Annotated in this window: 23 protein-coding genes and 3 tRNA genes; 11 read left to right on the top strand and 15 right to left on the bottom strand. The window is 72.4% G+C overall.

Translation table 11 applies throughout. The features are described from left to right. Positions 1 to 106 precede the first annotated feature (106 nt). Positions 107 to 1381 (top strand): 3-phosphoshikimate 1-carboxyvinyltransferase, encoded by a 1275-nt coding sequence (gene aroA, locus B5D66_RS16505; RefSeq protein WP_078762650.1) that lies wholly within the window; start codon positions 107 to 109, stop codon positions 1379 to 1381. Beyond that, the gene (rsgA, locus tag B5D66_RS16500; RefSeq protein WP_078762823.1) at positions 1378 to 2400 is read left to right on the top strand and encodes a ribosome small subunit-dependent GTPase A; all 1023 of its coding nucleotides are present in this window, start codon (positions 1378 to 1380) and stop codon (positions 2398 to 2400) included. Before aroA ends, rsgA begins: the two co-directional genes overlap by 4 nt. Before the next feature lie 61 nt (positions 2401 to 2461). On the opposite strand, the gene B5D66_RS16495 is transcribed toward rsgA, so the two are convergent. After that, positions 2462 to 3679, bottom strand: a complete 1218-nt coding sequence (locus B5D66_RS16495; RefSeq protein ID WP_235001043.1) for a YeeE/YedE family protein — start codon at positions 3677 to 3679, stop codon at positions 2462 to 2464. 378 nt (positions 3680 to 4057) lie between these two features. Further along, on the bottom strand, positions 4058 to 4765 hold the full coding sequence (locus tag B5D66_RS16490) for an HAD family hydrolase (protein ID WP_078762822.1): 708 nt from the start codon (positions 4763 to 4765) through the stop codon (positions 4058 to 4060). Positions 4766 to 4943: 178 nt separating this feature from the next. On the opposite strand from B5D66_RS16490, the gene hisN reads away from it, so the two are divergent. Beyond that, a complete protein-coding gene (gene hisN, locus B5D66_RS16485) occupies positions 4944 to 5750 on the top strand; it encodes a histidinol-phosphatase (protein ID WP_078762648.1) in 807 nt (268 codons plus the stop codon). Positions 5751 to 5843: 93 nt separating this feature from the next. Then, a complete protein-coding gene (locus B5D66_RS16480; RefSeq protein ID WP_235001042.1) occupies positions 5844 to 6362 on the top strand; it encodes a copper resistance protein CopC in 519 nt (172 codons plus the stop codon). 109 nt (positions 6363 to 6471) lie between these two features. Here B5D66_RS16480 and B5D66_RS16475 read toward each other — a convergent pair. Both B5D66_RS16475 and B5D66_RS16470 read right to left on the bottom strand, forming a co-directional pair. Further along, positions 6472 to 6548, bottom strand: a tRNA-Met gene (locus tag B5D66_RS16475). Between the two features lie 95 nt (positions 6549 to 6643). Beyond that, entirely contained in the window at positions 6644 to 7048 is a 405-nt protein-coding gene (locus B5D66_RS16470) for a RidA family protein (RefSeq protein ID WP_078762647.1), read from the bottom strand. 235 nt (positions 7049 to 7283) lie between these two features. On the opposite strand from B5D66_RS16470, the gene B5D66_RS16465 reads away from it, so the two are divergent. The 3 genes from B5D66_RS16465 (at position 7284) to B5D66_RS16455 (ending at position 11878) form a co-directional block, all read left to right on the top strand. After that, complete coding sequence (locus B5D66_RS16465) at positions 7284 to 8612, top strand: alanine racemase (RefSeq protein ID WP_078762646.1); 1329 nt, start codon at positions 7284 to 7286, stop codon at positions 8610 to 8612. Positions 8613 to 8683: 71 nt separating this feature from the next. Beyond that, entirely contained in the window at positions 8684 to 10297 is a 1614-nt protein-coding gene (locus B5D66_RS16460) for an N-acyl-D-amino-acid deacylase family protein (RefSeq protein WP_078762645.1), read from the top strand. Between the two features lie 171 nt (positions 10298 to 10468). Further along, positions 10469 to 11878 (top strand): GntP family permease, encoded by a 1410-nt coding sequence (locus tag B5D66_RS16455; protein ID WP_078762644.1) that lies wholly within the window; start codon positions 10469 to 10471, stop codon positions 11876 to 11878. 54 nt (positions 11879 to 11932) lie between these two features. On the opposite strand, the gene B5D66_RS16450 is transcribed toward B5D66_RS16455, so the two are convergent. The 3 genes from B5D66_RS16450 to B5D66_RS16440 form a co-directional block, all read right to left on the bottom strand. Next, a tRNA-Met gene (locus B5D66_RS16450) sits at positions 11933 to 12009 on the bottom strand. A gap of 229 nt (positions 12010 to 12238) precedes the next feature. Next, positions 12239 to 12315: transfer RNA gene (locus B5D66_RS16445), tRNA-Met, on the bottom strand. Positions 12316 to 12441: 126 nt separating this feature from the next. Next, positions 12442 to 15456 carry a UPF0182 family protein gene (locus B5D66_RS16440; RefSeq protein ID WP_078762643.1) on the bottom strand — a complete coding sequence of 1005 codons (3015 nt, stop codon included), beginning with the start codon at positions 15454 to 15456 and terminating at the stop codon, positions 12442 to 12444. A gap of 245 nt (positions 15457 to 15701) precedes the next feature. On the opposite strand from B5D66_RS16440, the gene B5D66_RS16435 reads away from it, so the two are divergent. Further along, positions 15702 to 16220 (top strand): PPA1309 family protein, encoded by a 519-nt coding sequence (locus B5D66_RS16435; RefSeq protein ID WP_235001041.1) that lies wholly within the window; start codon positions 15702 to 15704, stop codon positions 16218 to 16220. A gap of 52 nt (positions 16221 to 16272) precedes the next feature. Here the strand turns inward: B5D66_RS16435 and B5D66_RS16430 are convergent, their stop codons facing one another. The 3 genes from B5D66_RS16430 to B5D66_RS16420 form a co-directional block, all read right to left on the bottom strand. Continuing rightward, complete coding sequence (locus tag B5D66_RS16430; RefSeq protein WP_078762641.1) at positions 16273 to 17322, bottom strand: YlbL family protein; 1050 nt, start codon at positions 17320 to 17322, stop codon at positions 16273 to 16275. A 57-nt stretch (positions 17323 to 17379) separates the two neighbouring features. Next, positions 17380 to 17817 (bottom strand): molybdenum cofactor biosynthesis protein MoaE, encoded by a 438-nt coding sequence (locus B5D66_RS16425; RefSeq protein WP_078762820.1) that lies wholly within the window; start codon positions 17815 to 17817, stop codon positions 17380 to 17382. A gap of 122 nt (positions 17818 to 17939) precedes the next feature. Then, positions 17940 to 19061 (bottom strand): NAD-dependent epimerase/dehydratase family protein, encoded by a 1122-nt coding sequence (locus tag B5D66_RS16420; RefSeq protein WP_078762640.1) that lies wholly within the window; start codon positions 19059 to 19061, stop codon positions 17940 to 17942. Between the two features lie 61 nt (positions 19062 to 19122). Here B5D66_RS16420 and B5D66_RS16415 point away from each other — a divergent pair, with 61 nt between their 5' ends. After that, on the top strand, positions 19123 to 20514 hold the full coding sequence (locus tag B5D66_RS16415) for a zinc-dependent metalloprotease (RefSeq protein ID WP_078762639.1): 1392 nt from the start codon (positions 19123 to 19125) through the stop codon (positions 20512 to 20514). Beyond that, positions 20511 to 21059: an NUDIX hydrolase gene (locus tag B5D66_RS16410; RefSeq protein ID WP_200813678.1), complete on the top strand. Its 549-nt coding sequence runs from the start codon at positions 20511 to 20513 to the stop codon at positions 21057 to 21059. The genes B5D66_RS16415 and B5D66_RS16410 overlap by 4 nt, the downstream gene beginning before the upstream one ends. A 13-nt stretch (positions 21060 to 21072) precedes the next feature. Here B5D66_RS16410 and B5D66_RS16405 read toward each other — a convergent pair whose 3' ends face one another. Beyond that, on the bottom strand, positions 21073 to 22047 hold the full coding sequence (locus B5D66_RS16405; RefSeq protein ID WP_078762638.1) for a YbgA family protein: 975 nt from the start codon (positions 22045 to 22047) through the stop codon (positions 21073 to 21075). Between the two features lie 837 nt (positions 22048 to 22884). Between B5D66_RS16405 and B5D66_RS16400 the strand changes: the two genes are divergently transcribed. Continuing rightward, the gene (locus B5D66_RS16400) at positions 22885 to 23703 is read left to right on the top strand and encodes a pentapeptide repeat-containing protein (protein ID WP_235001040.1); all 819 of its coding nucleotides are present in this window, start codon (positions 22885 to 22887) and stop codon (positions 23701 to 23703) included. Positions 23704 to 23740: 37 nt separating this feature from the next. Here B5D66_RS16400 and B5D66_RS16395 read toward each other — a convergent pair whose 3' ends face one another. The 4 genes from B5D66_RS16395 to B5D66_RS16385 form a co-directional block, all read right to left on the bottom strand. After that, a complete protein-coding gene (locus B5D66_RS16395; protein ID WP_078762636.1) occupies positions 23741 to 24397 on the bottom strand; it encodes an NTP transferase domain-containing protein in 657 nt (218 codons plus the stop codon). Between the two features lie 45 nt (positions 24398 to 24442). Then, the gene (locus tag B5D66_RS16390) at positions 24443 to 25015 is read right to left on the bottom strand and encodes a M48 metallopeptidase family protein (protein ID WP_235001039.1); all 573 of its coding nucleotides are present in this window, start codon (positions 25013 to 25015) and stop codon (positions 24443 to 24445) included. Between the two features lie 406 nt (positions 25016 to 25421). Then, complete coding sequence (locus B5D66_RS25780) at positions 25422 to 25580, bottom strand: hypothetical protein (RefSeq protein ID WP_200813677.1); 159 nt, start codon at positions 25578 to 25580, stop codon at positions 25422 to 25424. Between the two features lie 67 nt (positions 25581 to 25647). Continuing rightward, the gene (locus B5D66_RS16385; protein ID WP_078762635.1) at positions 25648 to 25926 is read right to left on the bottom strand and encodes a WhiB family transcriptional regulator; all 279 of its coding nucleotides are present in this window, start codon (positions 25924 to 25926) and stop codon (positions 25648 to 25650) included. Positions 25927 to 26187: the final 261 nt, after the last annotated feature.

Below are 26187 nucleotides of genomic sequence, written 5' to 3'. Positions count from 1 at the left end.
GCAGGACCTCGTCCGGCGGGGGCATCCGGCCGGACGGTGGGCGCGGCGGGGTCCCCGCACGCGCGCGACCGCCCCTCGCCCCGATCACGACGGCTAACCTTTGACCATGCCCAACTCCGCACCGCTTTGGCCCGCGCCCACCGCCGCCGGCCCCGTGGACGCCACGGTGAGCCTGCCCGGTTCCAAGTCCATGACCAACCGCGCGCTCGTCCTGGCGGCGCTGTCGGAGACCCCCGGGGTGGTGCGCCGGCCGCTCCGCAGCCGCGACACCGAGCTCATGGCCGCGGCGCTCCGGTCGCTGGGGATCGGCGTGGTCGAGTCGGGCGCCGACTGGGCGGTCACCCCGGCCCCGCCCCGCGGTCCCGCCTCGGTGGACGTCGGCAACGCCGGCACGGTCATGCGGTTCGTCCCGCCGCTGGCCGCCCTGGCCGACGGCGACGTCTCCTTCGACGGCGACCCCCGCGCGCGGGAGCGGCCGGTCGGCCCGTTGCTCGAGGCGCTGCGCTCGTTGGGGGCCGACATCGACGACGGCGGCCGCGGCGCCCTGCCGCTCGTCATCCGCGGGCGGGGGCGGCTTCGCGGCGGCTCGGTCACCCTGGACGCCTCGGGCTCCTCGCAGTTCGTCTCGGCCCTGCTGCTCAGCGGTCCCCGCTTCGCCGAGGGGGTCGAGGTCCGGCACGAGGGCGGCCCGTTGCCGTCGCGCCCCCACCTGGACATGACCGTGGAGATGTTGCGGGCCGCCGGCGTGCGGGTCGACACCTCCCGGCCCGACACCTGGCGGGTGGCCCCCGGTCCGATCAAGGCCGACGAGTTCGTGGTCGAACCGGACCTTTCCAACGCCGCCCCCTTCCTCGCCGCCGCGTTGGTCACCGGTGGCCGGGTGACGGTACGCGACTGGCCGCGGCACACCACACAGCCCGGTGACGCCCTACGCGACCTGTTCGCCTCGATGGGCGGCGAGGTGACGCTGGAGGCCGACGGGCTCACCCTGCGCGGCACCGGGCGGATCCGGGGCATCGACGCCGACCTTCGCGCCGTGGGCGAGCTCACCCCGACGATCGCCGCGGTGGCCGCCCTGGCCGACACGCCGTCGCGCCTCACCGGGATCTCCCACCTGCGCCGACACGAGACCGACCGGATCGCCGCCCTCGTACGCGAGATCAACGCGCTGGGCGGCGACGCCGAGGAGCTCGCCGACGGCCTGGTCATCCGGCCGCGGCCCCTGCGCGGCGGGGTGTTCGCCAGCTACGACGACCACCGGATGGCCACCTCCGGCGCCGTCATCGGGCTCGCGGTGCCCGGGGTGGAGGTGGAGGACATCGCCACCACCGGCAAGACGCTGCCCGACTTCCCCGAGCTGTGGTCGCGGGTGGTGGCGTGAGGGCGGGGTCCGGACGGGGCAGGCCCGACCTCGACGAGGACGACATCCGGGTGCGGGCGCGCGGCGGTTCGCGTCCGCGCACCCGCAAGCGTCCCCGGCACGAGGACGCCCAAGAGGGGTTCGTGACCGCGGTCGACCGGGGGCGCTACCGCTGCCTGGTCAACGGCCGCTCGGTCGTCGCCATGAAGGCGCGCGAGTTGGGCCGGGGCTCCATCGTCGTGGGAGACCGGGTGGCCCTGGTCGGCGACCTGTCGGGCCGGCCCGACACCCTGGCGCGCGTGGTGCGCGTCGAGGAGCGTTCCTCGGTGCTGCGGCGCACCGCCGACGACACCGATCCGGTCGAGCGCGTCATCGTGGCCAACGCCGACCGGTTGGTGATCGTCTGCGCGCTGGCCGACCCCGACCCCCAGCCCCGTTTCATCGACCGCTGCCTGGTCGCCGCCTATGACGCCGGGTTGGAGCCGCTGTTGTGCCTGACCAAGGCCGACCTGGCCGCCCCCGACGAGCTGCTGGCGCTCTACTCGGCGCTGGACCTCCCCCACGTGGTGACGCGGCGCGACGGCGACCTGTCCCCCCTGCTCGACCACCTGCGCGGCCGGATCAGCGTGCTGATCGGCTCCTCCGGCGTGGGCAAGTCGACGTTGGTGAACCTGCTGGTCCCCGAGGCCGACCGGGCGGTGGGCCACGTCAACCCGGTGACCGGCCGGGGCCGGCACACCTCGACGTCGGCGGTCGCGCTGCCGATCGAGGGGGGCTGGATCATCGACACCCCGGGGGTGCGCAGCTTCGGCCTGGCCCACGTCGAACCCGACGACGTGGTGGCCGGCTTCCCCGACCTCGCCGACGCCGTCGACGAGTGCCCGCCGGGCTGTACCCATCTGGGCGACGGGTGCGCGCTGGACGCCTGGGTCGACGAGGGGCGGGTCGAGGCGGCGCGGGTCGTCTCGCTGCGCCGCCTGCTGGCCGGCCGCGAGGGCGAGGACGCCGCGGCCGACGGCGCGGGCCGGGCCCGCTCCTGAACGGTCCGGGGCGACACCCCCTCCGGCCGCCACACGCCGGCGGGCCGGAGGGGACAGCGGGTCAGCAGGCGCCGTCGCCCGGCTTGGGGTTGGACAGCCCGAAGAGCAGGCGGGCCTTGAGCCCGATCCAGGTGCCGAGGAGGGCGACCACCGCCCACAGCCAGCCGTGCAGGCTCCCCGAGGCGATGCCGGCCAGGTAGGCGCCGATGTTGCAGCCGCCCGCGAGCCGGGCGCCGATGCCCATCAGGACACCGCCCACCAGGCCCGCGGCCACGGCGTTCCACGGGACGCGGCTGTACAGCCGCCACGAGCCGGCCGCCGCGGCGGCGACCGCCGCGCCGAGGATGATGCCGATGTCGGTGAGGCTCGTCTTGTCCGCCAGGATCGGGCCGGCGAGCTGCTGGGCCTGCGCCGGCTGCTGCCAGAACGCCCAGTTCTGCGGTTCGGCGCCGAGCAGCTGGAGGAACTTGGCGCCCCACAGGTTGAACGCGCTGGTCACCCCCCACGCGCCGCCGGACACCAGGAGCACGCCGGCGCCCAGCAGGGCGAGCACGACCGCGCCGGCCAGCAGGGGCCAGGAGCCCCGCAGGATCCGGGCCGGGCCGGTGGTGGTGGGCACCGGGGCGACGGGCGGCGGGGTGCGCCGCCTTTGCACCAGTCGGGTGAGGAGGACGACCACGAGCAACGCGGCGATGGTCACCGCCCAGGAGCCGAACCAGCCGATGTGGTCGGAGATCAGGAAGGGCGGCAGGGCCGGCAGGTCGTTGACCGACTCCCACATGCGGCTGTAGATCACCGAGCCGACGATGAAGCCGAGCAGCGTCGGCAGCACCGAGGTCTGTCCCGACCCGACGACGTAGAGCGTTCCCGAGGCGCAGGCTCCCCCGAGCTGCATGCCGATGCCGAAGAGAAGCCCGCCGAGCAGCAGCGCGACGCCCAGCGGGCCCGCCGACGGGGTGGGCTGGGCACCGAACAGACCGGTCCCGGTGCCGATGATCAGGGCGAACAGGGTCGCGGTGGTGCCCAGCAGGAGGGCGTGGGCGCGCAGACCGGTTCCGTTGCCCACGGCGATGAACTGCCGCCAGGCCGAGGTGAAACCGAACCTGGCGTGGAAGAGGGCGACACCCAGGCCCCCGCCGAGGAGCAGGAGCAGTCCCTGACGGGTGCCATGGGCCGTCCACACGTAGGCGGTGAGCGCGGCCAGCCCCACCAGCGCCACGGCCAGGGGGAGACGTCGAACGGGGTCGAGCCCCGGGGCCGCGGGCGGCGGGACGGACAAGACGTTGTGGAAGAGGAGACGGGAGACGGGCGATCGGTCCCGTTCCGGGGCAGGCGAGAGCGGAGGAGTGGCCGAGGTGGTCACGGATGGATCTCCAAGGAGGGGCGGAGGGCCGCGACGGCGGCCCTCCACAAGCCGGTTTTCGCTGAGGAGGGCGGCTACGCTTCAGCGTTCGCCAAGGCCGAAGGGACGACACAGCGCGTCGTCGGTACTCGTCAGCGACATGGAGATCAGGACCATGCGCAGATCAGCGGTGGGACCGGACATGATCCACCAGAATACGTCACGCCGTTCCCGGCCCCTCCCCCGGCATCGGGTGCCGCGGTCCGGTCCGGTGGAACCGGGGTGGGGACGGCGCGCGGATCGGCGGCGGCGCCGTCAGGGATCGATGACGGCGCCGCCGCGCACGCCGAGCTCGTCGAGGTGTTCCAGCATGTCCAAGGGGTCGCGGTACACCCGGTAGGCGCCGGCGCGCTCCAGCTCCTCGCGCCCGTACCCTCCCGACATCAGGCCCACCCCCAACGCGCCGGCCCGCCGCGCGGCCAGCAGGTCCCACACGCTGTCGCCGACGACCATCGTCGCCGAGGGGTGCACGCCCAGCCGGCGCGCGGCGGCGAGGAACAGGTCGGGGTCCGGTTTGGCGTGGCGGACGAGATCGCGGGTGACCATGGGGGTGTCCTCGGGCAGTCCGAGCAGGCCGAGGGCGCGCCCCGCGGTCGCGCGGCGTCCGCTGGTGGCGATCGCCCACCTGATGCCGCGTTCGGAGAGCGTGGCCAGCAGGTCGGCCGCGCCGGGCAGCGGACGCACCGACCCGTGCTGGCGCAGGTATTCGCGCGCGTGCGCCTTCTGGAGCCGCTCGGCCTGCTCCGCGGTGAGGTCGACGCCGGTCTCGCGTATCAGCGCCGAGACGAACAGTCCTCCGCTCATGCCGATCCTGCGGTGGATGCGCCACACCGCCAGGTCGATCTCCATCTCCGCCAGGGCGTTGCGCCAGGCGATGACGTGCTGGTAGACGCTGTCGATGAGGGTCCCGTCGAGGTCGAACAGGAACGCCGGCGGCTCGGTGAGGGGGGAGGGGTCCTCCATGATCTCGTTCACGGCTCCCCAGTCTCCTCAACGCGGGCCGCGAAGCGGAACACCGCCCGCGGCGTGGCGCCGCCCCGGCCGGTTCACGGCCTCGGACGGCCACGGGAGGCGACCGGTTCGATCCCGCCCACGCGGACCTGCGGACACGCGGCCGCGGGGAACGGTAGCGTTACCGGCCATGGCGGCCTTTGACGATGACCTGCGTCTCGCCCACGTCCTCGCTGACGCGGCCGACGACATCTCTTTGAAGCACTTCCGTTCCCTCGACCTCAAGGTGGACACCAAACCCGACCTCACCCCGGTGACCGAGGCCGACCGCTCGGTGGAGGAGGCGCTGCGCGGCGTGCTGTCGCGGGCCCGGCCAAGGGACGCGGTGGTCGGTGAGGAGTACGGCCGTACCGGATCGGCGTCCCGCTGCTGGGTGATCGACCCGATCGATGGCACGAAGAACTACGTGCGCGGTGTCCCGGTGTGGGCCACCCTCATCGCGCTGTTGGAAGGGGACCGCCCGGTCGTCGGGCTGGTGTCGGCGCCGGCGTTGAACCGCCGCTGGTGGGCGGCCCGGGACGGCGGGGCCTGGAGCGGGCGCAGCCTGGCCAAGGCGACACGCTGCCGCGTCTCGCAGGTGGCGCGGATCGAGGACGCGTCCCTGTCCTACTCGTCGCTGACGGGATGGGAGGAGCAGCAGCGCCTGGAGTCCTTCCTCGGCCTGACCCGCTCGGTGTGGCGTACGCGCGCCTACGGCGACTTCTGGTCGCACGTGATGGTGGCCGAGGGGGTGGTCGACATCTCCGCCGAACCGGAGCTGTCGCTGTGGGACGCCGCGCCGCTGCCCGTGATCCTGGAGGAGGCCGGAGGGCGCGCCACCGATCTGCGCGGCCGGGACTTCACCGATGGCGGCGCCCTGGTGTGCAGCAACGGCGCCCTGCACGACGCGGCGCTCACCCACCTCAACGGCGGCCCCACACCGGTACGCCTGCTCTGAGGGGCGCCCGAACCGGGACGGACCCGTGTGCCTTCGGCGGCTCCGTCCCGGTTCGGGTCGGTCGAGGGGCGAGCGCGTAGTAATCTGCCGCTCGTGCCTGCCCTCCCCTCTTCCTCACATCTGGCGCGCCTTCTACCGCTCGCCGCCGGCGTGCTGCTGCTGACTGGCTGCGCGAACGCCGACAATCCGACGACCGAGGAACTGGAGGCGATGATCGCGCCCAGTTCCTCCGCCTCCGTCTCACCCGAACCCGCGGACGAGACGCTGCGGTTCAACGCCGAGACGATGAGCTGCGAACCCCGTAAGAACAGCGCCGCCCCTGGCGCGTGGGAGACCGCGGCCCCGCGCACGGAGGTCTCCGAGGCGCCCGCGAACCTTCGGCTGCGTGACGCCGAGGGGACCGGTGAGCGTCTGTTGACCGCCCTGGTGGTGGCCCCTTCGGGAGACACCTACCGCGCCCAGACCCAGACCACCGGGACCGACTGGGCCGAGGTGGCCTTCCCCGCGGACTTCGAATCCGCCCCTGAGACCCCCGCCTCCGGCGTGTACACCGTGGTGTGGACGGCCGAGGAGGAGGCCTTCGTCTCCTGCGACGGCTTCCAGGTGGCCTGAGGCGGCCCCGTCGCTCAAGCGGCGCCCCACCCAGGGGCGTCGCGCTCATCGGGGGGGGCGCGGACAGAGACGAGGGCCCGGGACTCGATGAGTCCCGGGCCCTCGTTCGTGGTAGCGGGGACAGGATTTGAACCTGCGACCTCTGGGTTATGAGCCCAGCGAGCTACCGAACTGCTCCACCCCGCGTCGGTGTTCCACCACAGTAGCGCGTCATCGTCCCCCGACCAAATCGACGATAGGGCGCGGGGCCGGACGGAGGCGTCCGGCCCCGCGGCCGGCCGCTAGTCGACGACGGCCAGCGCGTCGATCTCGACGAGCATCTCCTCGCGGGGCAGCCCGGTGAAGACGGTCGTGCGCGAGGGCAGCACCCCGTCGGTGACGCGCGAGGAGACGAACTCCCCGTAGGCCTCGTTCATCTCGCCGAAGTGGGCCCGCTCGGTCAGGTAGACGCGGAACATGACGACGTCGTTCAGCGAGGCCCCGCCGGCCTCCAGGATCGCGGCGATGTTCTCCAGGGTGCGCAGCGTCTGGGCCTTGACGTCACCGGGGTGGACGTAGGCGTTGGTGACCGGGTCGACCGGCCCCTGGCCGGAGACCTGGAGGATCGGGCCCTTGCGAACCCCCTGGGAGAAGGTGTGCGCCGGCGCGGGGGCCGCCTCGGTCCGGATCGCTTCCTTGCCGCTCATCGCGTTCTTCCCTTTCCACGGTGACATCGGCTCCGACCCGGAGAGGCAGGGGCGGATGTCACCCGTTTTTCGTCCGCCGTTCGCCGTTGACTCGGCATTTCGCCCATGCTAGAACGAGTTCAACATCATATGCAATGCACGTTGCATATGTTGCAACGCACTCCAGTGCGTCCGCCTCATCGCAGCCGCTCGGTCCGGCCCAACCTGACGAGCCGGCCCAGGAGAAAGGCCGAGCATGCCGATCACTCCCTCCGCCCACCTGCGCGACGACACCGTCGCGGCCCTTTCCACGCGGGTCCTCGGCCCCCACGACAAGGGCCTGCCGCCCGCCGCCTGGGGGCTGACCGTCCAGGAGTACCTGGCCACCCGACCGCGCCGGTCGCACCTGCCGACACCGCTGCTCACCCTGTCGGAGGCGGCGCTGGAGCACAACATCGCCACCATGGCCTCCTGGTGTCACGAGCGCGGCGTGGACCTCGCCCCCCACGGCAAGACCACGATGGCCCCCGAACTGTGGCAACGCCAGCTCGCGGCCGGGGCCTGGGCGATCACCGTCGCCAACGGGGCGCAGCTGTTCGTCGCCCGCTCCTTCGGGGTGTCCCGCGTGCAGGTCGCCAACGCGGTGCTGTCCCCGCTGACGCTGCGCTGGCTCGCCGCCGAACTCGCCGCCGACCCCGATTTCACCGTCCTCACCTGGGCCGATTCCGTCCGCATCGTCGAGCTGATGAGTGCCGCGCTGGCCATGGAGCAGGTTCCACGGCCGCTGCCGGTCCTCGTCGAGGTCGGCGGAACCGGAGGCCGTACCGGGGCCCGTACCCTGGAGGAGGCGCTGGACATCGCCGCGGCCATCGCCGCCTCCCCCGTGCTCTCCCTCGCCGGGGTCAGCGGCTACGAGGGCGCGCTCGCCCACGGCACGGCCCCCGAGGACCTGGAGCGCGTGCGCGACTACCTCGGCACGCTCGCGACCGCCCACCACCGCATCCGCGCCGCCGGACACTACCCCGAGGACGCCGTTCCCGTGCTCACCGCGGGCGGCAGCTCCTACTTCGACCTCGTCACCGAGGTCCTGGCCCCGCTCCACGACCCGCAGGGCCGGACCGGCGAACCCGCGCGGGTGGTCCTGCGCTCGGGCGCCTACATCGCCCACGACGACGGCTTCTACCGGACGATGACCCCGTTCCGGCGGACGGGCGACGCCACCCTGCGCTCCGCGATGCACGGCTGGGCCCGCGTCTCCTCCCTCCCCGAGCCGGGCCTCGCCCTGTTCGACGCCGGGAAGCGGGACGTGCCCTTCGACGAGGGGCTCCCCGAGGTGCACTACATCCACCGGGACGGGGGTCTCCTCCCCGCCCCCGAGGGCCTGTCCGTCACCGCGGTCAACGACCAGCACGGTTTCCTGCGCTGGTCCGACCGCTCCGCTCCGCCCGTCCGGATCGGTGACGAGCTTCGCCTGGGCCTGTCCCACCCCTGCACCGCCTTCGACAAGTGGGGGCTCATCCCCGTCGTCGACGACGCCGACTCCGCGGACCCGCTCGTCGTGGGGCTCGTGCGCACCTTCTTCTAGCCGCCGTCCCCGGCCCCACTCCTCTTGGGCCGGGGACGGTCACCCGACGCCCTCGCCCTCTGGAGGCGGCCATGGACATCCTCATCACCAACGCGACGGTCATCGACGGGACCGGGGCCCCCGGCTACCCCGCCGACGTCGAGATCGACAACGGCCGGATCACCGGCATCCACCCCGTCTCCCCCGGCCATCGTGGACCGGCGCGGCGGGTGATCGACGCCGACGGGCTGGCCCTGAGCCCCGGGTTCATCGACATGCACGCCCACTCCGACCTCCAGATCCTGGCCAACCCCGACCACACCGCGAAGGTCACCCAGGGCGTGACCTGTGAGGTCCTGGGCCAGGACGGACTGTCCTTCGCCCCGATCGACGACACCGCCTTGCCGGCCATCCGGCAGCAGATCGCCGGCTGGAACGGCGAACCCGACGACTTCGACTTCTCCTGGCGCACGGTCGCCGGCTACCTCGACCGGCTCGACCAGGGCATCGCCTGCAACGCCTGCTACCTCGTCCCCCAGGGGACCGTGCGCATGCTGGTGGTCGGCCCGGACGCGCGTCCGGCGACCGCCGAGGAGGTGGCCCGGATGCGCGAGATCGTCGCCACCGGCATGCGCGAGGGCGCGGTCGGCATGTCGAGCGGGCTCACCTACACGCCGGGCATGTACGCCGACGACGGCGAGCTGACCGAACTGTGCCGCGCCGTCGCCGAATGGGGCGGTTTCTACGCGCCGCACCACCGCTCCTACGGCGCCGGCGCGCTCGACGCCTACGCCGAGATGATCGACGTGGCGCGACGTTCCGGCTGCTCGTTGCACCTCGCCCACGCCACGATGAACTTCGAACCCAACCGCGGCCGCGCGGGGGAGCTGCTGGAGCTGCTGGACGCGGCACTGGACGAGGGTGTGGACATCTCCCTGGACACCTACCCCTACCTCCCCGGTTCGACGACGCTCGCCGCGATCCTGCCGAGCTGGGCCTTCTCCGGCGGGCCGGGCGAACTGCTGCGCCGGCTGGCCACACCACAGGACCGCGCCCGCATCCGCCACGAGATGGAGCACGAGGGGACCGACGGCTGCCACGGGGTCGTCGTGGACTGGAACACGATCCAGATCAGCGGTGTGCGCAACCCGGAGCTGGGCGACCGGGTCGGGCGGACCATCGCCGAGCTGGCCCGCGAGAGCGGCAGCGACCCCACCGAGTTCTACTTCGACCACCTCATCGCCGACAACCTGGCGACGACGATCCTCCAGCACGTCGGCCACGAGGAGAACGTGCAGACCATCATGCGCCACCGTGCGCACACGGGCGGCTCCGACGGGATCCTCGTCGGCGACCTGCCCCACCCGCGCGCCTGGGGGACCTTCCCCCGCTACCTGGCGCGTTACGTGCGCGAGCTGGGGATCCTCGGCCTGGAGGAGTGCGTCCACCACCTGACCGGTCGCGCCGCCGCCCGGTTGGGGCTGCGCGACCGCGGCGTCGTCCGCGTCGGCAACCACGCCGACCTCGTCCTGTTCGACCCCGACACCGTTCGCGACGAGGCGACCTTCGATGCACCGCGCCGGCCCGCCACCGGCATCCCCTACGTCTTCGTCAACGGCGTCGCCGTCGTCGAGGAGGGGGAGCGCACCGAGGCGCTGCCCGGCCGGGCGCTGCGCCGGACCGCGGAGGGCACCCGCGCCCTCTGAGCCCGTTCCCGGGTCTGCCACCACCTACCACCGGCGGCGCCTCCCACGCGCGCCGGCGGCCCGCTCCGGGCCTCTCCCGGGGCCCGCCTTCCCGGCGGCCCCGGCTCCCCGCCCCGCCCGCGCCGCGGGCGGGGCGCTCCTCACCACCTCCCCATCGGAGACACCCGACCCATGACCGCTCTCCTCAGCTGGCTGCACGGCACGACGCCGGGGCTGCTGCTCCTGTGCGCCGCCGCCATCGCGGTCCTGTTGTTCCTCATCATCAAGATCAAGCTGGAGCCGTTCGTCTCCCTGCTGATCAGCGGCCTGTTCCTCGCCCTGGCGGCCGGTCTCGGAGTGAACGAGATCGTCGGCACCGCGCTGAGCAGCAGCGAATCGCTCCTTGAGACCGGCTTCGGCGGGATCCTGGGACACATCGCGCCGATCATCGGCCTGGGCACGGTCCTGGGCGCCATCCTGGAACGCTCCGGGGGCGCCGACGTGCTCACCCGCCGGTTGCTGAAGCTGTTCGGCCCCAAGGGCGCACCGGTCGCCATGGGCCTGGCCGGCCTGATCTTCGGCATCCCCGTCTTCTTCGACATCGGCATCTTCGTGCTCGCGCCCCTGGTCTACGTGGCCGCGAAACGGGGCGGACGGTCGCTGGTGCTGTACGCGCTGCCCCTGTTGGCGGGGCTGTCCATGACACACGCCTTCCTGCCGCCGCACCCGGGCCCCACCGCCGCCGCCGGCCTGCTCGGCGTGGGACTGGGCTGGCTCATCGTCATGGGCTTCGTCTGCGGCATCCCGGCCTTCGTCGCGGCGGGCATCGCCTGGCCGTTGTGGATCGCGCCGCGCGTGCCGGTGAGCATCCCCGACGACTTCCTCGCGGCCGGCTCCGACGGCGACGCGGCCGAGGACGGTCCGCGTTCCCCGGTGTCCCTGGCGACCGTGGCCCTGGTGATCGCGATCCCGCTGCTGCTCATCCTGGGCGCGACCTTCGGGACGATCATGCTGCCCGAGGGCGGCACCGCCCTCCAGATCCTGACCTTCCTCGGCAACCCGGCGGTGGCGCTGACCATCGCGGTGCTGTTGGCGTTCTACCTGCTGGGGGTCCGCCGAGGCATGACCGTCGCCGAGTTCAGCGAGCTGACCGGCGCGTCGCTGCGGCCGGTCGGCATGATCCTGCTCGTGGTGGGCGCCGGCGCGTTCTTCGGCAAGGTCATCTCGGCGACGGGGGTGGGAAGCGCCCTGGCCGAGACGCTGTCGGGGGCCGGCCTGCCGCTGATCGTGCTGGCCTACGTCATCAGCTGTGGTCTGCGGATCGCCCAGGGGTCGGCGACCGTGGCGATCGTGACGACCGGCGGTATCGTCAGCCCGCTGGTCGCGGGCGGCGACTACAGCCAGGTCCAGCTGGCCCTGCTCGCGGTCGCGATCGCGGCCGGCTCGATCATCGCCAGCCACGTCAACGACGGCGGCTTCTGGATCATCGCCAAGTACTTCAACATGAGTGTCAAGGACACCCTGAAGACCTGGACCGTCTTGGAGACCATCCTGTCGGTGGTGGGCTTCGCGATGGCGGGCCTGCTCTGGCTGCTGGTGTAGCCGGCCCCGGAACTGCGACGGCCCGGATCTCGATGAGATCCGGGCCGCGCCACGTGGTAGCGGGGACAGGATTTGAACCTGCGACCTCTGGGTTATGAGCCCAGCGAGCTACCGAACTGCTCCACCCCGCGTCGATGTGTCCCCACACTATCGCGAAGACGGCCCAGTACCAACTCGGATTGACGGGCGGGCGAGCGCCGACCGAACCCGCGGAGACCGCCGGACGGCCGCGCGGTGGGCAGCGCCGCCCCTCGCCACGGGATGGACCGCGCGATCGCCTCGACCGGGCGGTCCGGTGGTGCCGGGAGGGTCCCGGAACTGCGACGGCCCGGATCTCGATGAGATCCGGGCCGTACCACGTGGTAGCGGGGACAGGATTTGAACCTGCGACCTCTGGGTTATGAGCCCAGCGAGCTACCGAACTGCTCCACCCCGCGTCGGTGTTCCACCACAGTAGCGCAGTCGGCGGAACAGGCCAAATCGTTTGCCCCGGCCACAACGGCGGTGGGGCCGCCACCCGCGCGGCGCGCGGACGACGACCCCACCGGGAGACCGGACCCGGGTCAGGACCCGCCGGCCTCCTCGGCGCGACGCAGCGCCTCCTCCAGGCGCTCGTTGGCCTCGCCGTAGGCCGCGAAGTCACCGTCGCGAAGGGCCTCCTGCCCGTCCTCGTAGGCCTGCGTGGCGTCCTGGAGCGCGGCGGCGAGATCGCCGGCGGGCGGGTCGCCGCCCTCGCCACCGGACTCGGGCTGCTCCTCGGTCCCCTCCTCGGGCAGCGGCTGCTCCCCGCCCTCGAACAGGTTGTTCAGGGCGTCTTGGAGGTTGCGGCCGATCGCGACCTCCTCGCCGAAGCCCACGAGGACCTGCTGGAGCAGCGGGTAGGAGGACGCGCTGCTCTCCGACTGGACGTACAGCGGCTCGACGTAGAGCAGACCGCCGGCGAAGGGCAGCGTGAGCAGGTTGCCGTAGATGACCCGCGAGGAGTCGCTCTGTTCCAGGGGCAGCAGCACGCTACGGACGTCGGCGTCGGCCTCGTATTGGGCCTGCACCTGTCCCGGACCGAGGATCACGGTGCTGCGCGGCAGCTCCAGGATGCGCACCTTGCCGTAGTTGTCCGACGTGGGATCGCTGTCCACCGCCATGAAGGCGGCCAGGTTCTCACGTCCCCGCGGCACGAAGGTGGAGGTCAGCGAGAAGCTCGCCTGCTCGTCACCGGGGAAGCGCAGCGTCTGACGGTAGGGCGGCTCGGGGCTGTCGCCCTCCTTGGTGGGGTCGTCGGGGACGTTCCAGAAGTCCTGACCGCCGTAGAACGCGTTGGCGTCGGTGACGTGGTAGCGCTTGAGGATCTCGCGCTGCACCTTGTAGAGGTCGTCGGGGTAGCGCATGTGCGAGATGAGCTCGTCGCTGATCTCATCGCGCTCGGTGACCAGGTCGGGGAACGCCTGCGACCAGGTCTTCAGCACCGGGTCGCTCTCGTCCCAGCCGTAGACCGTGACCGTGCCGTCGTAGGCGTCGACGGTGGCCTTCACCGAGTTGCGGATGTAGTTGACCTGGTTGCCCGGCAGGGTGTCGACCGAGGTGGTGCTCTGGGTGAAGGTGTCCTCGGTGGCGTCGGCCAGGTCGATCGGCGTGGCGTAGGGGTAGCCGCGCGAGGTGGTGTAGGCGTCGATGACCCAGACGATCTTGCCGTCGACCACCGCGGGGTAGGGGTTGCCGTCGACCGTGAGGAAGGGGGCGACCTTCTCCACCCGCTGGGCCGGGTCGCGCTCGTAGATGATCTGCGAGTCGCTGTTGATGGCGTTGTTGAGCAGGATGGCCGGCTCCTGGTACTTCACCGCGTACAGGATGCGGTCGAAGAAGTTGCTGAGCTGGACACCCCCCTCGCCGTCGTAGTGGTTGGTGGCCTGGCCGGAGTCGTTGGCCTCGCCGGCCGCGGGGGACTCCTCGGGCGCCGGGCTCTCCTGCGCCTCGGGACTCTCCTGCGCAGCCGGGCTCTCCTCGGCCGCGGGGGACTCCTCGGTGCTGGCCGGCGCCTGGGCGTTGTCGGCCTCGGGCGAGGGCTCGGCCGTGGGGGTCACCGCGTCCTCGGTGGTGGGGACCTCCTCGGTCGTCGCGTCGAGCGGGTAGTCGTACTCGGGCTCGGCGTTGACGATGACGTACTCGGCGCCCTCGCTGCCGAAGTAGATGCGCGGCTCATAGGCGCCGGCCGTCTCCGACAGCTCGCCCTTCGGCGGGATGTTGTACTCGGTGAACACCGGGCGACCCTCGGCGTCGACCTGGTTGCCGGCCGCCGCGACGATGCCGAAGCCGTGGGTGTAGACGAGGTGGCGGGTCAGCCAGTTGTCCTGGTCCTCGGGCGGGCCGCTCAGCTCGCGGGCGGCGATGACCGTGTCGACGGTGTCGCCCTCGGGGGTCTGGTAGCGGTCGACGTCCAGCACCTCGGAGAACTGGTAGAACCCGCGCACCTGCTGCATCTGCTGGAAGGTCTGGGAGACCACCGAGGGGTCGACCAGGCGGACGCTGGGGATGGTCGAGGCCTCCTCGGCGAGCTGCGCCGGGGTCAGTTCGGTCTGCGCGTCGTAGGTCTGGACCTCGGCGTCACCGAGACCGTAGGCGGCCCGGGTGGCGTCGATGTTGCGCTGGATGTAGGGCCGCTCCAGACGCTGCTCGTTGGGGTCGACGGTGAACTGCTGGACGATGGTGGGGTAGACGCCGCCGACCAGGACCGCCGAGAGCACCAGCAGGCCGAGGCTGACCATCGGCACCATGGCGTTCTTGAAGTAGATGTTGGCGAAGAACAGGGCGGCGCACACCAGCGCGATGATGAACAGGATGATCTTGGCGTAGAGCACCGCGTTGACGTCGGTGTAGGACGCGCCGCTGGTGTAACCGCGCTCGGAGAACACCAGGCCGTACTGGTCCAGCCAGTAGGCGGCGGCCTTGAGCAGCACGAAGAAGCCGAGCAGCACCGACAGGTGGACCCGCGCGGCCGGGGTGGCGCGCTGTCCCTGCGACTGCAGGCGGACCCCGCCGTACAGGTAGTGGACGACCACCGCCGCGATGAAGGCGATGACGACCGCGGCGAACAGGTAGCCCAGGATCACCCGCAGGAACGGGTAGACGAACGTGAAGAACGAGACGTCGATGCCGAACTGCGGGTCGCTGACCCCGAACTCGGCGGCGTTGGCGAACTCCAGGTAGGTCTGCCACTCCGCGCTCGCCGAGGCCCCCGTGAGCAGGCCCAGACCGCCGACGATCGCCCAGAAGAACATCTTGCGGTGGGGGTCGACCGAGGCCCGGTAACGGTCCAGGCCCTGCTGTTCGAGGCTGAACGGACGGTAGGCGGGACGGGTTCGGTAGGCGAAGTAGATGCTGGACCCGACGATCAGGGCCATCACCAGGGCCCCACCGAGGAACAACAGCGCCCTGGTACGGAGTTCGGTCAAGAAGACCGAGGTGTAGCCGACCGAGTCGAACCACTTGTAGTCGGTCCAGAAGTTCGCGGCCAGCATGATGCCCGCGACGATGACGACCACGGCTGCCGCGACGGGCGCGAGAAGTCGAGATCGACGGGGCATGCGCGCATTCGGTGCGCCGGGCGGTCGGAAGCTCACGCCTCCCCCTCGTTCATGGCTGTTGTCGGGTCGGGTGTCGGAACACGGGGATGTCCCCGCCTTGGCAACTCGCCACGACCGCTCGGGGTTCCCGTGAACCCCCCGTTACGAGGTCTCGAACCCGCATCGATCCGATCGCCGCTGCCGCCACTTTGACCTTACTCGCCGGGGCCAGCGAAACCGCGCGGACGATCGGCCACCATAGAGGGGTGTCTTTCAACATTCGCGAAGTCGTCTTGGACCTGGAGCGGCACGCCGCGGACCAGGGGTGGGACCAGCCGGTACGTGTCTACGCGCTGGTGCCCACCGCCGACCTGATCGCCCAGGAGCCGCACCTGGCCGGCCTCTTGGGCGTCAGTGAGCCCGTGGACGCCGCCGACCTGACCCCCATCGAGCAGGAGCCCCTCCCCGAGGGGGTGCCCATCGAGGAGGCCCTGGGCCGCATGGCCTGGCCCGAGGCCGTCGCCGGCTGCGCGCTGGTCATGGAGCGCCTGGTCGTGAAGGGCTCGGACGAGACCCTCGATCCGCCCCGTGGCGCCGATGCCGCGGCCTGGGCCGCCGAACAGCCGGGCAGCGAGGAGATCCGCATGGTCGCCGGCGTGCTGCGTGACGGCAGCCGCCACTCGGCGCTGCGCATGCGCAGCCACGACAGTCCCGACCAGGTTCTCAACGGCCAGGACCTGGTCCCGGCGCTGACCTCGGCGCTCGCCCTCACCCTGGAGGAATGAGACCGGCCCCGTCCCCGCCTCCCGCTTCCCAGGGAGGCGGGGCCGTCCGGGGTCACTCGCAGCGGGGCAGGTCCTGGAGCCCTTCGCCGGTGCGGATGGCCTCGAGCGCGTCGACCGCCTCGGAGAGCCGCTCGATCCGCACGACCTCGATCTCGCCGGTCGCCGCGGAGTCCAACGTCTGGGAGCAGCTCTCGGCCGCGACGAAGAAGTACTCGGCGCCCTGTCGCTGGGCGCTCACCATCTTCTGCTGCACGCCGCTCACACCGCCGACCTCGCCCTCGGGGGTGATCGTGCCGCTGCCCGCGATGACGTGCCCGCCGGTCAGCCCCTCGGGGCTGAGCCGGTCCATGATGCCCAGCGCGAACATCATGCCGGCGCTGGGCCCGCCGATGTCGCCGACGCTGATGTCGACCTCGACGGGGAAGTCCATGTCGTTGCCGACCATGACGCCGATGAGCGGTTCGCCCTCCTCCGACTCCGTCGAGGTCACCGTCACCTCGCGGGTACGGCCGTCCCGCTCGACGGTGAGCGCGACCTCGTCGCCCACCTCGCGATCGCGGACGAGCTCGACGGCCTCCTCCTTGTCGGAGACGGGTTCGCCGTCCACCTTCGCGATGACGTCACCGACCTCGACCCGGCCTTCGGCCGGTCCCCCCTCGTTGACCCCCGCGACGATCGCGCTGGTGTCGTAGTCGATCCCCAGCTCGGTGAGCGCGGCGGCCACGGCGGCCTGCTGGGAGTCGTCCATCTGCATCGACTGGCTCTCGGTGATCTCGTCGAGGCTGCGGTCCGGCGGGAAGACCGCCTCCTCCGGCAGCACCGCGTTGGTCGGGGACAGCCACGCCCCCAGCGCGGTGAACAGGTCCATGCGCGCGCCCGGCCCGCCCGCGTACTGCACGGTCACCATGGCCAGGCCGCCCTCGTGGTCGTAGCTTCGGCGCCCCTCGATCCGGATGACCTCCTCGCCCTCGTGCTCGCCGAGGGTGTTCAGGGCGACCCCCGGGGAGGCGACGAGGTAGGGCACCGGCAGGAGGCTCGCGCCGACCGCGAGTGCCACCAACAGCAGGAGCGCGACGATGAGGGTCCGGGCACGACGCAACATGGTGGCAAGCCTACGTGGCGCGCCGTGGCCCCGTTCCGCCGCTCCCGTCCCGCTGGGTCAGCAGGCGCCGACCCACTCGGCGTCGCCGTCGGTGAACGTCTGGTGCTTCCAGATGGGGACCTCGGCCTTGATGTCGTCGATGAGCCGGCGGCAGGCCGCGAACGCCTCCTCGCGGTGGGCCGCCGCCGCGGCCACGACGACCGCGATGTCGCCGACACGCAGGTCGCCGACACGGTGCAGCGCCGCCACCCGCCACACCGGACGTCCGTCCCGCGAGGTGTCGGCCACGACCTTCTCCATCACCCGGCGCATCTGCGCCTCGGCGGTCGGGTGGGCGGAGTAGGAGAGATCGGTCACCTGGCGTCCGTGGTCGTGGTCGCGGACCGTGCCGACGAAGAAGGCGGTCCCGCCGGCATGGTCGTCCTGGACCGCGGAGACGACCTCGTCGATGGAGAGGGGGGTGTCGCGCAGCCCCAACAGCGTGATCTGTTCCACGGTCACGACGGTATCAACTGGGCATCACGGACGGACGAAGCGACGTCCGGGGCGCGGCGCGCGACCGGCCCCTGGGACGCCTCTCCCGAACCGCCGCCCGGCAGGTGCGCCACCGGCCGGCCTCACCCCCGGCGGCGCTTGCGCAGATGGCGTACGGCGGCCGCGGTGCCGATGGCCGCGACCGCGGCGCCGGCCGCGCCGGCCGCCGTGATCGTGGCCTCCTTGCGGCCGAGGTTGCGTCCCACCAGGGCGTGTCCGGCCCGCGCCTCCAACAGGACGCGCAGGGCGGTCTCGTTGTCGTAGGCCGGCCGCCACCCCGCCCGGCGCAGCGTGGCGCAGTCGACCACGCACGGGTAGACCAGGAAACGCAGGTCGTCGACCCCCTCGGGGGTCAGCCCGACCTGGTGCAGCCGGCGCGCGGTGCCGAAGGCCAGGTGCGCGGGCAGTTCGAAACCGCGCAGTCCGGCGACCTCCTGGGCGACGTCGTGGGACAGCGCCCCCTCGCATCCCACCGCGAGAGCCCCGTCGGGCCCGGTGACCTCGTTGCGCACGACGAAGTCGAGCGCGTCGGCGAGGTCGTCGACATGGCAGAACTGCCAGGCCTGTTCGCACCCCTTGACCCCGAGGAGACGGGGCGCCGCGAAGTGGCGGGTCACCAACGTGTCGAGCCCCGGGCCGACGAGGGGGGCCGGGCGGACGACGGTGACGGACAGGCCGGGATGGGCGCGCCGGGCCAGCCGGGCCAGCTCCTCGATCTCGGTGAAGTCACCCGCCAGGCCGGGCCCGCTCGCCGGGCTGAGCGGCGCGTCCTCGTCCATGGGCACCGGGTTGGCCGGGTCGGCGCCGTAGACCATCGTCCCGGTGAGCAGCACCACGCGGGAGACGCGCTCGGCCGCCGCGGCGGTGAGGACGGTCTGGGCGGCGCGGATGTTGTGGGCGTGCCGCTCGCGTTGGGGGGTCTCGGGGGAACGGTCGTCGGCGGTGTGCACGAGGACGTCCACGCCGTGGAGCCGGGCGGCCAACCGGGGGTCGCAGACGTCGGCGACGCGCCAGGTGACCCCTTCGGTGTCTCCCCACCGCCCGTCGATGGCGACCACCTCGGAGATCTCCCCGGAACCTCTGGAGGTCAACAGTCGTTCCACGAGTATCCGCCCGACGCCGTTGGCCGCTCCCGTGACCGCGACGACCGGCCCTTCGGTGTCGCGGCTGTGCTGTGGGCGAACCTGGCCAGATCGAGTACTCACTCCGGGCGGCTCCCAGCTAACGTGACAGTGGAGACGTTCCTATCCTGCCTGAGGTCTAATCGTGAGTGACCATCCTTTCGGTTTCAGCATGCCGAACGACCCCGACGACGAGTCCGGACGCGGATCCGGCGGGTCCGGCAGCGGCGGCCCAGGCGGGGACTTCCCCAACATGCCGCCCGGCTTCCCCATGGGCGACCCGCAGCAGATGGCCCAGATGCTGCGCCAGTTCGCCGACATGATGGCGGCCCAGTCCTCCTCCGGCGCCTCGGCGTCGGGCATCAACTGGGACATGGCCAAGAACATCGCCCGGCACGTCGTCTCCGAGCGCGGCGACTCCAGCGTCGGCGCCGCCGAGTACGCCCACGTCCAGGAGGCGTTGCGGCTCGCCGACCTGTGGGTGAACGAGTCCACGGTGCTGCCCTCCGGCGTCACCACGGCCCAGGCGTGGAGCCGGTCGGAGTGGATCGAGCGCACCATGTCGACCTGGACCACGCTGTGCGACCCGTTGACCGCCCGCGTCGTGGAGTCCATGGGGCACAACATCCCCGAGGAGATGCAGGGCATGGCCGGCCCGCTGCTGGGCATGGTGCGCCAGATGGGCGGCATGCTGGTCGGCCAGCAGGCCGGCCAGGCCATCGGCGAGCTCGCGCGCGAGGTCGTGGGGTCCACCGACGTCGGCCTTCCGCTGGCCGGCGAGGGCCGGGCGGCGCTGCTGCCGGCCGGTGTCTCGGCCTTCGGCGAGGGATTGGGCGTCCCCCTGGACGAGGTGCGTCTCTACCTCGCGGCTCGCGAGGTCGCCCACCACCGGCTGTTCGGCCACGTCCCGTGGCTGCGCTCGCACGTCTTCGGCCTGGTCGAGGAGTACGCGCGCGGTATGTCGTTCGACATGAGCGGCCTGGAGGAGAAGCTCGGCCGCATCGACATCTCCAACCCCGACGCGCTACAGGAGGCGCTGTCGGGCACCGAGGGCGAGGGGCTGTTCCAGCCGCAGGACACCCCGCAGCAGAAGGCGTCGCTGGCCCGGTTGGAGACGACACTGGCGCTGGTCGAGGGGTGGGTGTCGGTCGTCGTCGACTCCGCGGTCTCGACGCGGCTGCCCCAGGCCGCTGCGCTGGCCGAGGCCATCCGCCGTCGGCGCGCCTCGGGCGGTCCGGCGGAGCACACCTTCGCGACGCTGGTGGGGCTGGAGCTGCGCCCGCGCCGACTGCGCGAGGCCGCCGCGCTGTGGCGGGCGCTGGAGGAGGCCCGGGGCGTCGAGGGCCGCGACGCGGTGTGGGAGCACCCCGACCTCATGCCCTCGGGCTCGGACCTGGACGACCCCGAGTCGTTCGTCTCCGGCCGGGCCGGTTCCGACCCGTTCGACCTGTCCCAGCTCACCGACCCCGAGGCCGGCCCTCGGGAGCGGCCCGGCGACGAGGACGGCAAGGACGGCGACGACGGGGAACGCGAGTGAGCGGTCTGCTCGCCGACGCGCGGGCCGTCCTGGAGTCGTGGGAGGCGCCCAGCTCCGAGCAGGAGGAACTGCGCCGCGACTATCTCGCCCACCTCGACCGGCACGAGGACGCGATGTGGCGTTCCTGCCGTCCCGGCCACCTCACCGCCAGCGCCGCGATCGTCGATCCCTCGGGTACCGCCACCGTCCTCACGCTGCACCGTTCCATCCGGCTGTGGCTCCAGCTCGGTGGTCACTGCGAGGCCGACGACGCCACCCTGGCCGACGTCGCGCTGCGCGAGGCGACCGAGGAGTCCGGGATCCCGGGGTTGCGTCTGTTGCCGGGCCCGATCCGCCTGGACCGCCACGCCGTCCCCTGCGGCGGTGGTTCGGTCCACCTCGACGTGCAGTACGCGGTGGTCGCGCCCGCCGGTGCCACGCTGTCCCGGCTCGTGGACGAGTCCGACGACCTCGGCTGGTTCCCGGTGGCGGACCTGCCCGAGCCGACCGACACCGCCTGCCGCTCCCTGGTGTCGGCGGCGGCCGAGGCGGCGCGACGGGCCTGATCCCCGCCTTCCCTCAGACCCCGACCGTGTTGCGCAACCTCAGATCCTCGGGGAACGGCGCCAGATAGGTCTGCTCGCACGCCCACTCGACCCGCTCGGCGGTGCAGTGGTGGCGGAGCAGCGCGATCGGCAGGCTCAGGGGGAGCCGTCCCGCCCGGTAGGCGTCCACGGTGGCCAGCAGGTCGTGGCGGCGCACGTCGTCGAGGAGCGGGCTGATCATCCCGAACGCGTGTTGGAGCGCGTTGGTCTGCTTCCCCGGGGTGGCGCGTCGGGCCATCGTGGTGTGGAACTCCCGGGTGTAGTCCTCCTCGGTCGTCTCCGGATCGTTTCGGCCGGCCGCGGCGACGATCCGCCCGGTACGACGGTACCCCTCGGGATCGTGCGCCATGAGTTGGAGCTTGTGCCGGGCGTGGAAGGCCACAAGGTCGCGTGGACGCCAGTCGGACTCGAACAGCGCGCGCAGCCGGGCGTGCGCGAAGACCCTCTCCACCCAGTGTTCGCGCAGGCCCGGGTCGCAGAGGCGGCCCTGCTCCTCCACGGGGAGTCCCGGGTGCTGGACGACCAGGCGTTCGGCGAACACGCCGCGGCCCTTTCCGTCGACGCGCCGGCCGTTCTCGAACACCGGCATGCCGTACAGTCCGCAGCTCGGCGACCGGTTCTTCAGCACGTAGCCGTCCAGGCGGCGAAGCTGGGCTTCGTGCCGGTCGGCGACGGCGGCGATGGCGTCGGTGTGGTCGGTCCCGGTCCTGGCCGTGACGATGCGCGTGCGCTGGTCCGCGGAGCGGTCGAGGCGGAGGGTCTCGCGTGGGGTGCCCAGCCCGATCTCGGCCTCGGGACAGACCGGGACCCACACGACGTGGCGGTCGAGTTCGTCGGTGAGGAATCGGTGTCGGGAGTGTCCCCCGTTGTAGCGGACGGGCGCCCCCAATAGGCAACTGGATACCCCGATCCGAGGGCGTTCGTCCGGTTCGGGTTGCTCGGTGCTCATACAGCGGGCGATACCCGATGCGCTGGGAGCTAACCTCGCAGGTCACCGGCGTTATCGGGAACATCCGCCGTCGAGGAGCGCCGCGCGGCCACGACCGTCACGCCGTTGCCCCGAGTCCTCCGCGCCCATGGCCCTCCCGGGTCCTGTACCGCAGGAACGCGCCGCTCTCCCCCGAGGTCGCCGCGCGAACGCGGTGGCGGCCCGCCCCCCGCCAGGGACGCCCTCCGCGAGCGGCCGCGATGGCGCGGGCGCGCCGGCGTCCGCCTGGAAGACCCCGCCTCCCACCCCGCGGCTCAGGACCGAAGGCCGCGCGAGCCCGCCGCCGGCGAGCGGGTCGGGGCGCCGCGGCCCGCCCAGGCCGCTGCGCCGGCCGCGCCGAAGCGCTTCACGGCGACCGGGCAGGCCCGTCCCCGGCCTCCGACGCTCGCGGCGCGCCAAGGACCGCGCTCTTTTGGCGGCCCGGGACCGGGTGTCCTGTCCGGCCTGGCCCGTCTCGGCGGCGTCTCGCGCGAGCCGCCCCGCACCGGCCCGAGAACGTCCACGGCGACCGGCTCCCGAGGTCGCGCGGATCCGCGCCGGCGACCACGGCGGCCGGCCGTGGCGGGCCGGGGTACCGGTCCGGCCGGATCTCCCTCCCCCGCGGCACTCCCGTGAGACGTTCCCGGCGGTGTCCACGTACGGCGTCCCCCCTCGAAACGGCGGGGATGGTGCTGCGCCCCCTGCCGTGACCACCGCTTTTCCCCACCCGCTGCCCTCCCCCACCAGACCGGAGGGGTGGCGGACATGGGGGAGGATGGGGAGGAGACCCCGCACACGTCCCGAGGAGAACCGTTCGCCTTGCCACCGTCCGGCCCCGACCGTCGCTCCGCCCTGCGCGCCGACTGCGCCTCCTGTTTCGGGCTGTGCTGCGTCGCGCTCCCCTTCGCCGCCTCCGCCGACTTCGCGCTGGACAAGGAGGCCGGCCGCCCCTGCCCGAACCTGCGCGAGGACTCCCGCTGCGGCATCCACTCCCACCTGCGCGAGAAGGGGTTCTCCGGCTGCACGGTCTTCGACTGTTTCGGCGCGGGCCAGAAGGTCTCCCAGATCACCTTCGAGGGGCGTGACTGGCGCCGGGACCGACGGACGGCGAAGCAGATGTTCGCGGTCTTCCCGGTCATGCGGCTGCTCCACGAGCTGCTCCGTCACCTCGACGAGGCGCTGTCGCTGCCCGTCGATCCCGCCCTGCGCGACGGACTCGGCCGGGCCGCGGCGAAGGTCGAACGGCTCTCCCTCGAGGACGCCGGAACCCTGCTCGCCCTGGACCTGGCGGCGCTCCACCGGGAAGTGGGCGACCTGCTCTCCCAGAGCAGCGCGCAGGCCCGGGCCGCGCTGCCGGGGCCGCGGGCCGACCACAGGGGGGCCGACCTCATCGGGGCCCGGCTGCGGGGAGCCGATCTGCGCGGGGCGGATCTGCGCGGCTCCTACCTCATCGCGGCCGATCTGCGCGACGCCGATCTGCGGGGGGCCGACCTGCTGGGGGCCGACCTGCGCGACGCCGATCTGCGCGGGGCCGACCTCACCGGCGGCGTCTTCCTGACCGGCCCCCAGGTCACCTCGGCCAAGGGGGACGACACGACCCTCCTGCCGGCCTCCCTGTCCCGTCCCGCGCACTGGTGAGCTCCCCGCGGACCGCCGGTCCGCGTTCCCCTCGGGTTCAGCCGGGCGGTCGGTTGACCGTCCCGGATGCCAGTACGGCCCGGGTCGACTCCCATCCCTCCAGGCCCTGGTCGAGACGGTCGATGTCGGCGGGGGCGCGTAGCCGGTGCCAGCCCGGGGCGACGGACAGCGCCCTGCGGGTCGGCCGGGCCCGGGCCAGGGTGGCGAGCGCGTCGGGGGCGTCCAGGTCGGCGCCCTGCTGCCACGGCGGCGGCGGCAACCGGCAGGCCAAGGCCACGAGACCACCGCCCTCGGCCGGGCAGACCGCGAGTTCGGCGGACCCCAGCCCACGAAGGAGCTTGCCGATCAGGAGCGGCGGCAGGTCCGGGGCGTCGGCGGCGACGATGACGGCCTGCTCGGCGCCCCGGCCCTCCACCGCCTCCAGCGCGGCGCGCAGCGGCTGCGGGCCGTCGACGTCGGCCACGGTCGTCCCCGGCCAGGTCAGCTCGGCCACTCGGTCGGTGATCCGTGGTCTGCGCCACACGACGACGACGGGTTCGCACCCCGTGAGTCCCGCGGCGACCTCGTAGGTGTCCTCGACGAGGGCGAGCGCGTAGACGTCCGGATCGATTCCGGGGGGTGGCAGGGCGCCGGTGTCGGGAGTGACCAGGACAGCGGCGACACGGACGGGAGCGGGGCGGGGGGCGTTGTCCACGGTGCCGATGCTAGGCGGCCGCGGGGATGGCAGGGGGCGCGTTCCTCACGTCCGCGCCTCGCGGTTCTCGCCGGGATCGTCCCCGAGTTCGAGGGGATCCCCCTCGGGGCCGTGGCCGAGCCTCGGTGCGGCGGCGATGCCCTCCAGGTATCCGCGAGCGCGTTCGGTCCGGGGGTAGCGCCCCACCAGCTCCCAGAAGTCGCGGCCGTGTCCGGGGATGACGAGGTGGGCGAGCTCGTGGACGAGCACGTAGTCGACGACCCAGGACGGCATCCCCACCAGGCGTCGCGATAGGCGGATGGACCCGTTCTCGGGTGTGCACGACCCCCAGCGCGTGTTCTGGTTGTCGACCCAGCGGACGCTGCGTGGCTCGGCCCTGCCGTCGAGGTAACGCTGCGAGAGCTCCACCGCGCGAGCCCGTAGCGCGTCGTCGTCGGGTCGGCGGCGCTCCTCGCGTGCTTGGAGCCGTTCCAGCATCCGCTCCACCCAGCGCTTCTCTTCGGCGCGGGAGAACGTCGCGGGAACGAGGACGACCGTCTTGTCCCCGTCTCGATAGGCGGACACGGTCCGCCGGCGGCGGGAACTGCGGCGCACCTCGACTTTGGTCGTGGGAGGCACGTTTTCAACGTAGCTCAGGGCTAGGACAGGCCACAGAGAACCTATGACGGTTTTTGTCAACAAAAGACACTTAAGTACCTATTCACGTTCCCGAAGGGTCCGCGGGCACCCCGTCCCCACCACATGACCTGGGCAAAGGACCCGAACACGATGACGACCGCTTCCGGCCACCGCGCGCGACGGTCCCGAGCGCCGGACGAGGGGAACGTCACACCGCCGATCGCACGACCGGCCTGTCCCCGTCCGGCGGGTCCGCGCTCCGGACCATCGACGGAGCAGACCGTGTCGTCGCCACCGCTCGGGCCACGCCCGCCCTCCCGGAAGAGCGCCTTGCACGCTCCCGGTCGCGATGTCCCCGAAACCGGACGGGCCGGCGCCCAAGGCACCGGCCCGTGTCACACCCGCGTCAACACAATCGCGAGAACCTCATTTCCATGAGGGCCCGCTCGGCACGACGCTGCTCGCGCAGTTGGACGCGGAGTCCTCGCGCGGTGAGCCGCTGGCGGCGGCGTTCGCGCTTGTCATCGACGGTCTTCTGCAGGTTGACGAGTTCGTGGAACAGCATGGGACTTCCTCACCTGGGGGTAGGGACGAGCGGATGGATCGGTGGCCCGAAGGGGCCGGAAGGCCGGCTAGGCGGCGACAGGCTGGGCGTCCTTGCGCGGACGGCCGCGCGGACGCTTGCGCGCCACGACCTGCCCGGCGACGAGGAGCTGTCCGCCCCACACGCCCCACGGCTCCCGCCGCTCCAGCGCGTCGGCCAGGCACTGTTCGCGTACCGGGCAGTCCGAGCAGACGGCCTTGGCCGCCTCGACATCGGCCGGCGCTTCCGCAAAGAAGAGGTCTGGTTCCCGACGGCAGGGGACCTCGGCCTCTGCGAGCCACGGGGTTTCCAGGACCGACGCGAGCATCGGTGTCCTCCCTGATTCTTGGTGTTACGCGGTAGGTGACAACGTCGACCGGATCGGTTTCCCGATCCGATGAGGGGGCGTTGACCTGCGGTAAGCCCCGGCGACCGGCTCCTCTGGCAAAGAGAAGACCCGGTGCGGGACACCAAAATGGCCGCGGCCCCTGTGTGGGGTTCCGCGGCCACGGGAGGAGTTCCCGGCCCTAGTGGATCAGGCCGGTGTGCTCCGTGGACACGTCAACCCCACGGCGCCCCAAGGGCGCGG

Origin of the sequence: Marinactinospora thermotolerans DSM 45154 (genome assembly GCF_900167435.1) — a bacterium.
GTDB classification, from domain to species: Bacteria; Actinomycetota; Actinomycetes; order Streptosporangiales; family Streptosporangiaceae; genus Marinactinospora; species Marinactinospora thermotolerans.
This window is presented reverse-complemented; position numbering and strand designations above follow the sequence as displayed.

What these genes read in the sequence shown, in the direction of transcription:
- B5D66_RS16430 (WP_078762641.1), bottom strand. Translation starts at nt 17,322, where the DNA reads ATGTTGCGTCGTGCCCGGACCCTCATCGTCGCGCTCCTGCTGTTGGTG.
- B5D66_RS16405 (WP_078762638.1), bottom strand. Translation starts at nt 22,047, where the DNA reads ATGAGCACCGAGCAACCCGAACCGGACGAACGCCCTCGGATCGGGGTA.
- aroA (WP_078762650.1), top strand. Translation starts at nt 107, where the DNA reads ATGCCCAACTCCGCACCGCTTTGGCCCGCGCCCACCGCCGCCGGCCCC.
- B5D66_RS16460 (WP_078762645.1), top strand. Translation starts at nt 8,684, where the DNA reads ATGGACATCCTCATCACCAACGCGACGGTCATCGACGGGACCGGGGCC.
- B5D66_RS16470 (WP_078762647.1), bottom strand. Translation starts at nt 7,048, where the DNA reads ATGAGCGGCAAGGAAGCGATCCGGACCGAGGCGGCCCCCGCGCCGGCG.
- B5D66_RS25780 (WP_200813677.1), bottom strand. Translation starts at nt 25,580, where the DNA reads ATGCTGTTCCACGAACTCGTCAACCTGCAGAAGACCGTCGATGACAAG.
- B5D66_RS16385 (WP_078762635.1), bottom strand. Translation starts at nt 25,926, where the DNA reads ATGCTCGCGTCGGTCCTGGAAACCCCGTGGCTCGCAGAGGCCGAGGTC.
- hisN (WP_078762648.1), top strand. Translation starts at nt 4,944, where the DNA reads ATGGCGGCCTTTGACGATGACCTGCGTCTCGCCCACGTCCTCGCTGAC.
- B5D66_RS16465 (WP_078762646.1), top strand. Translation starts at nt 7,284, where the DNA reads ATGCCGATCACTCCCTCCGCCCACCTGCGCGACGACACCGTCGCGGCC.
- B5D66_RS16440 (WP_078762643.1), bottom strand. Translation starts at nt 15,456, where the DNA reads ATGCCCCGTCGATCTCGACTTCTCGCGCCCGTCGCGGCAGCCGTGGTC.
- B5D66_RS16490 (WP_078762822.1), bottom strand. Translation starts at nt 4,765, where the DNA reads ATGGAGGACCCCTCCCCCCTCACCGAGCCGCCGGCGTTCCTGTTCGAC.
- B5D66_RS16455 (WP_078762644.1), top strand. Translation starts at nt 10,469, where the DNA reads ATGACCGCTCTCCTCAGCTGGCTGCACGGCACGACGCCGGGGCTGCTG.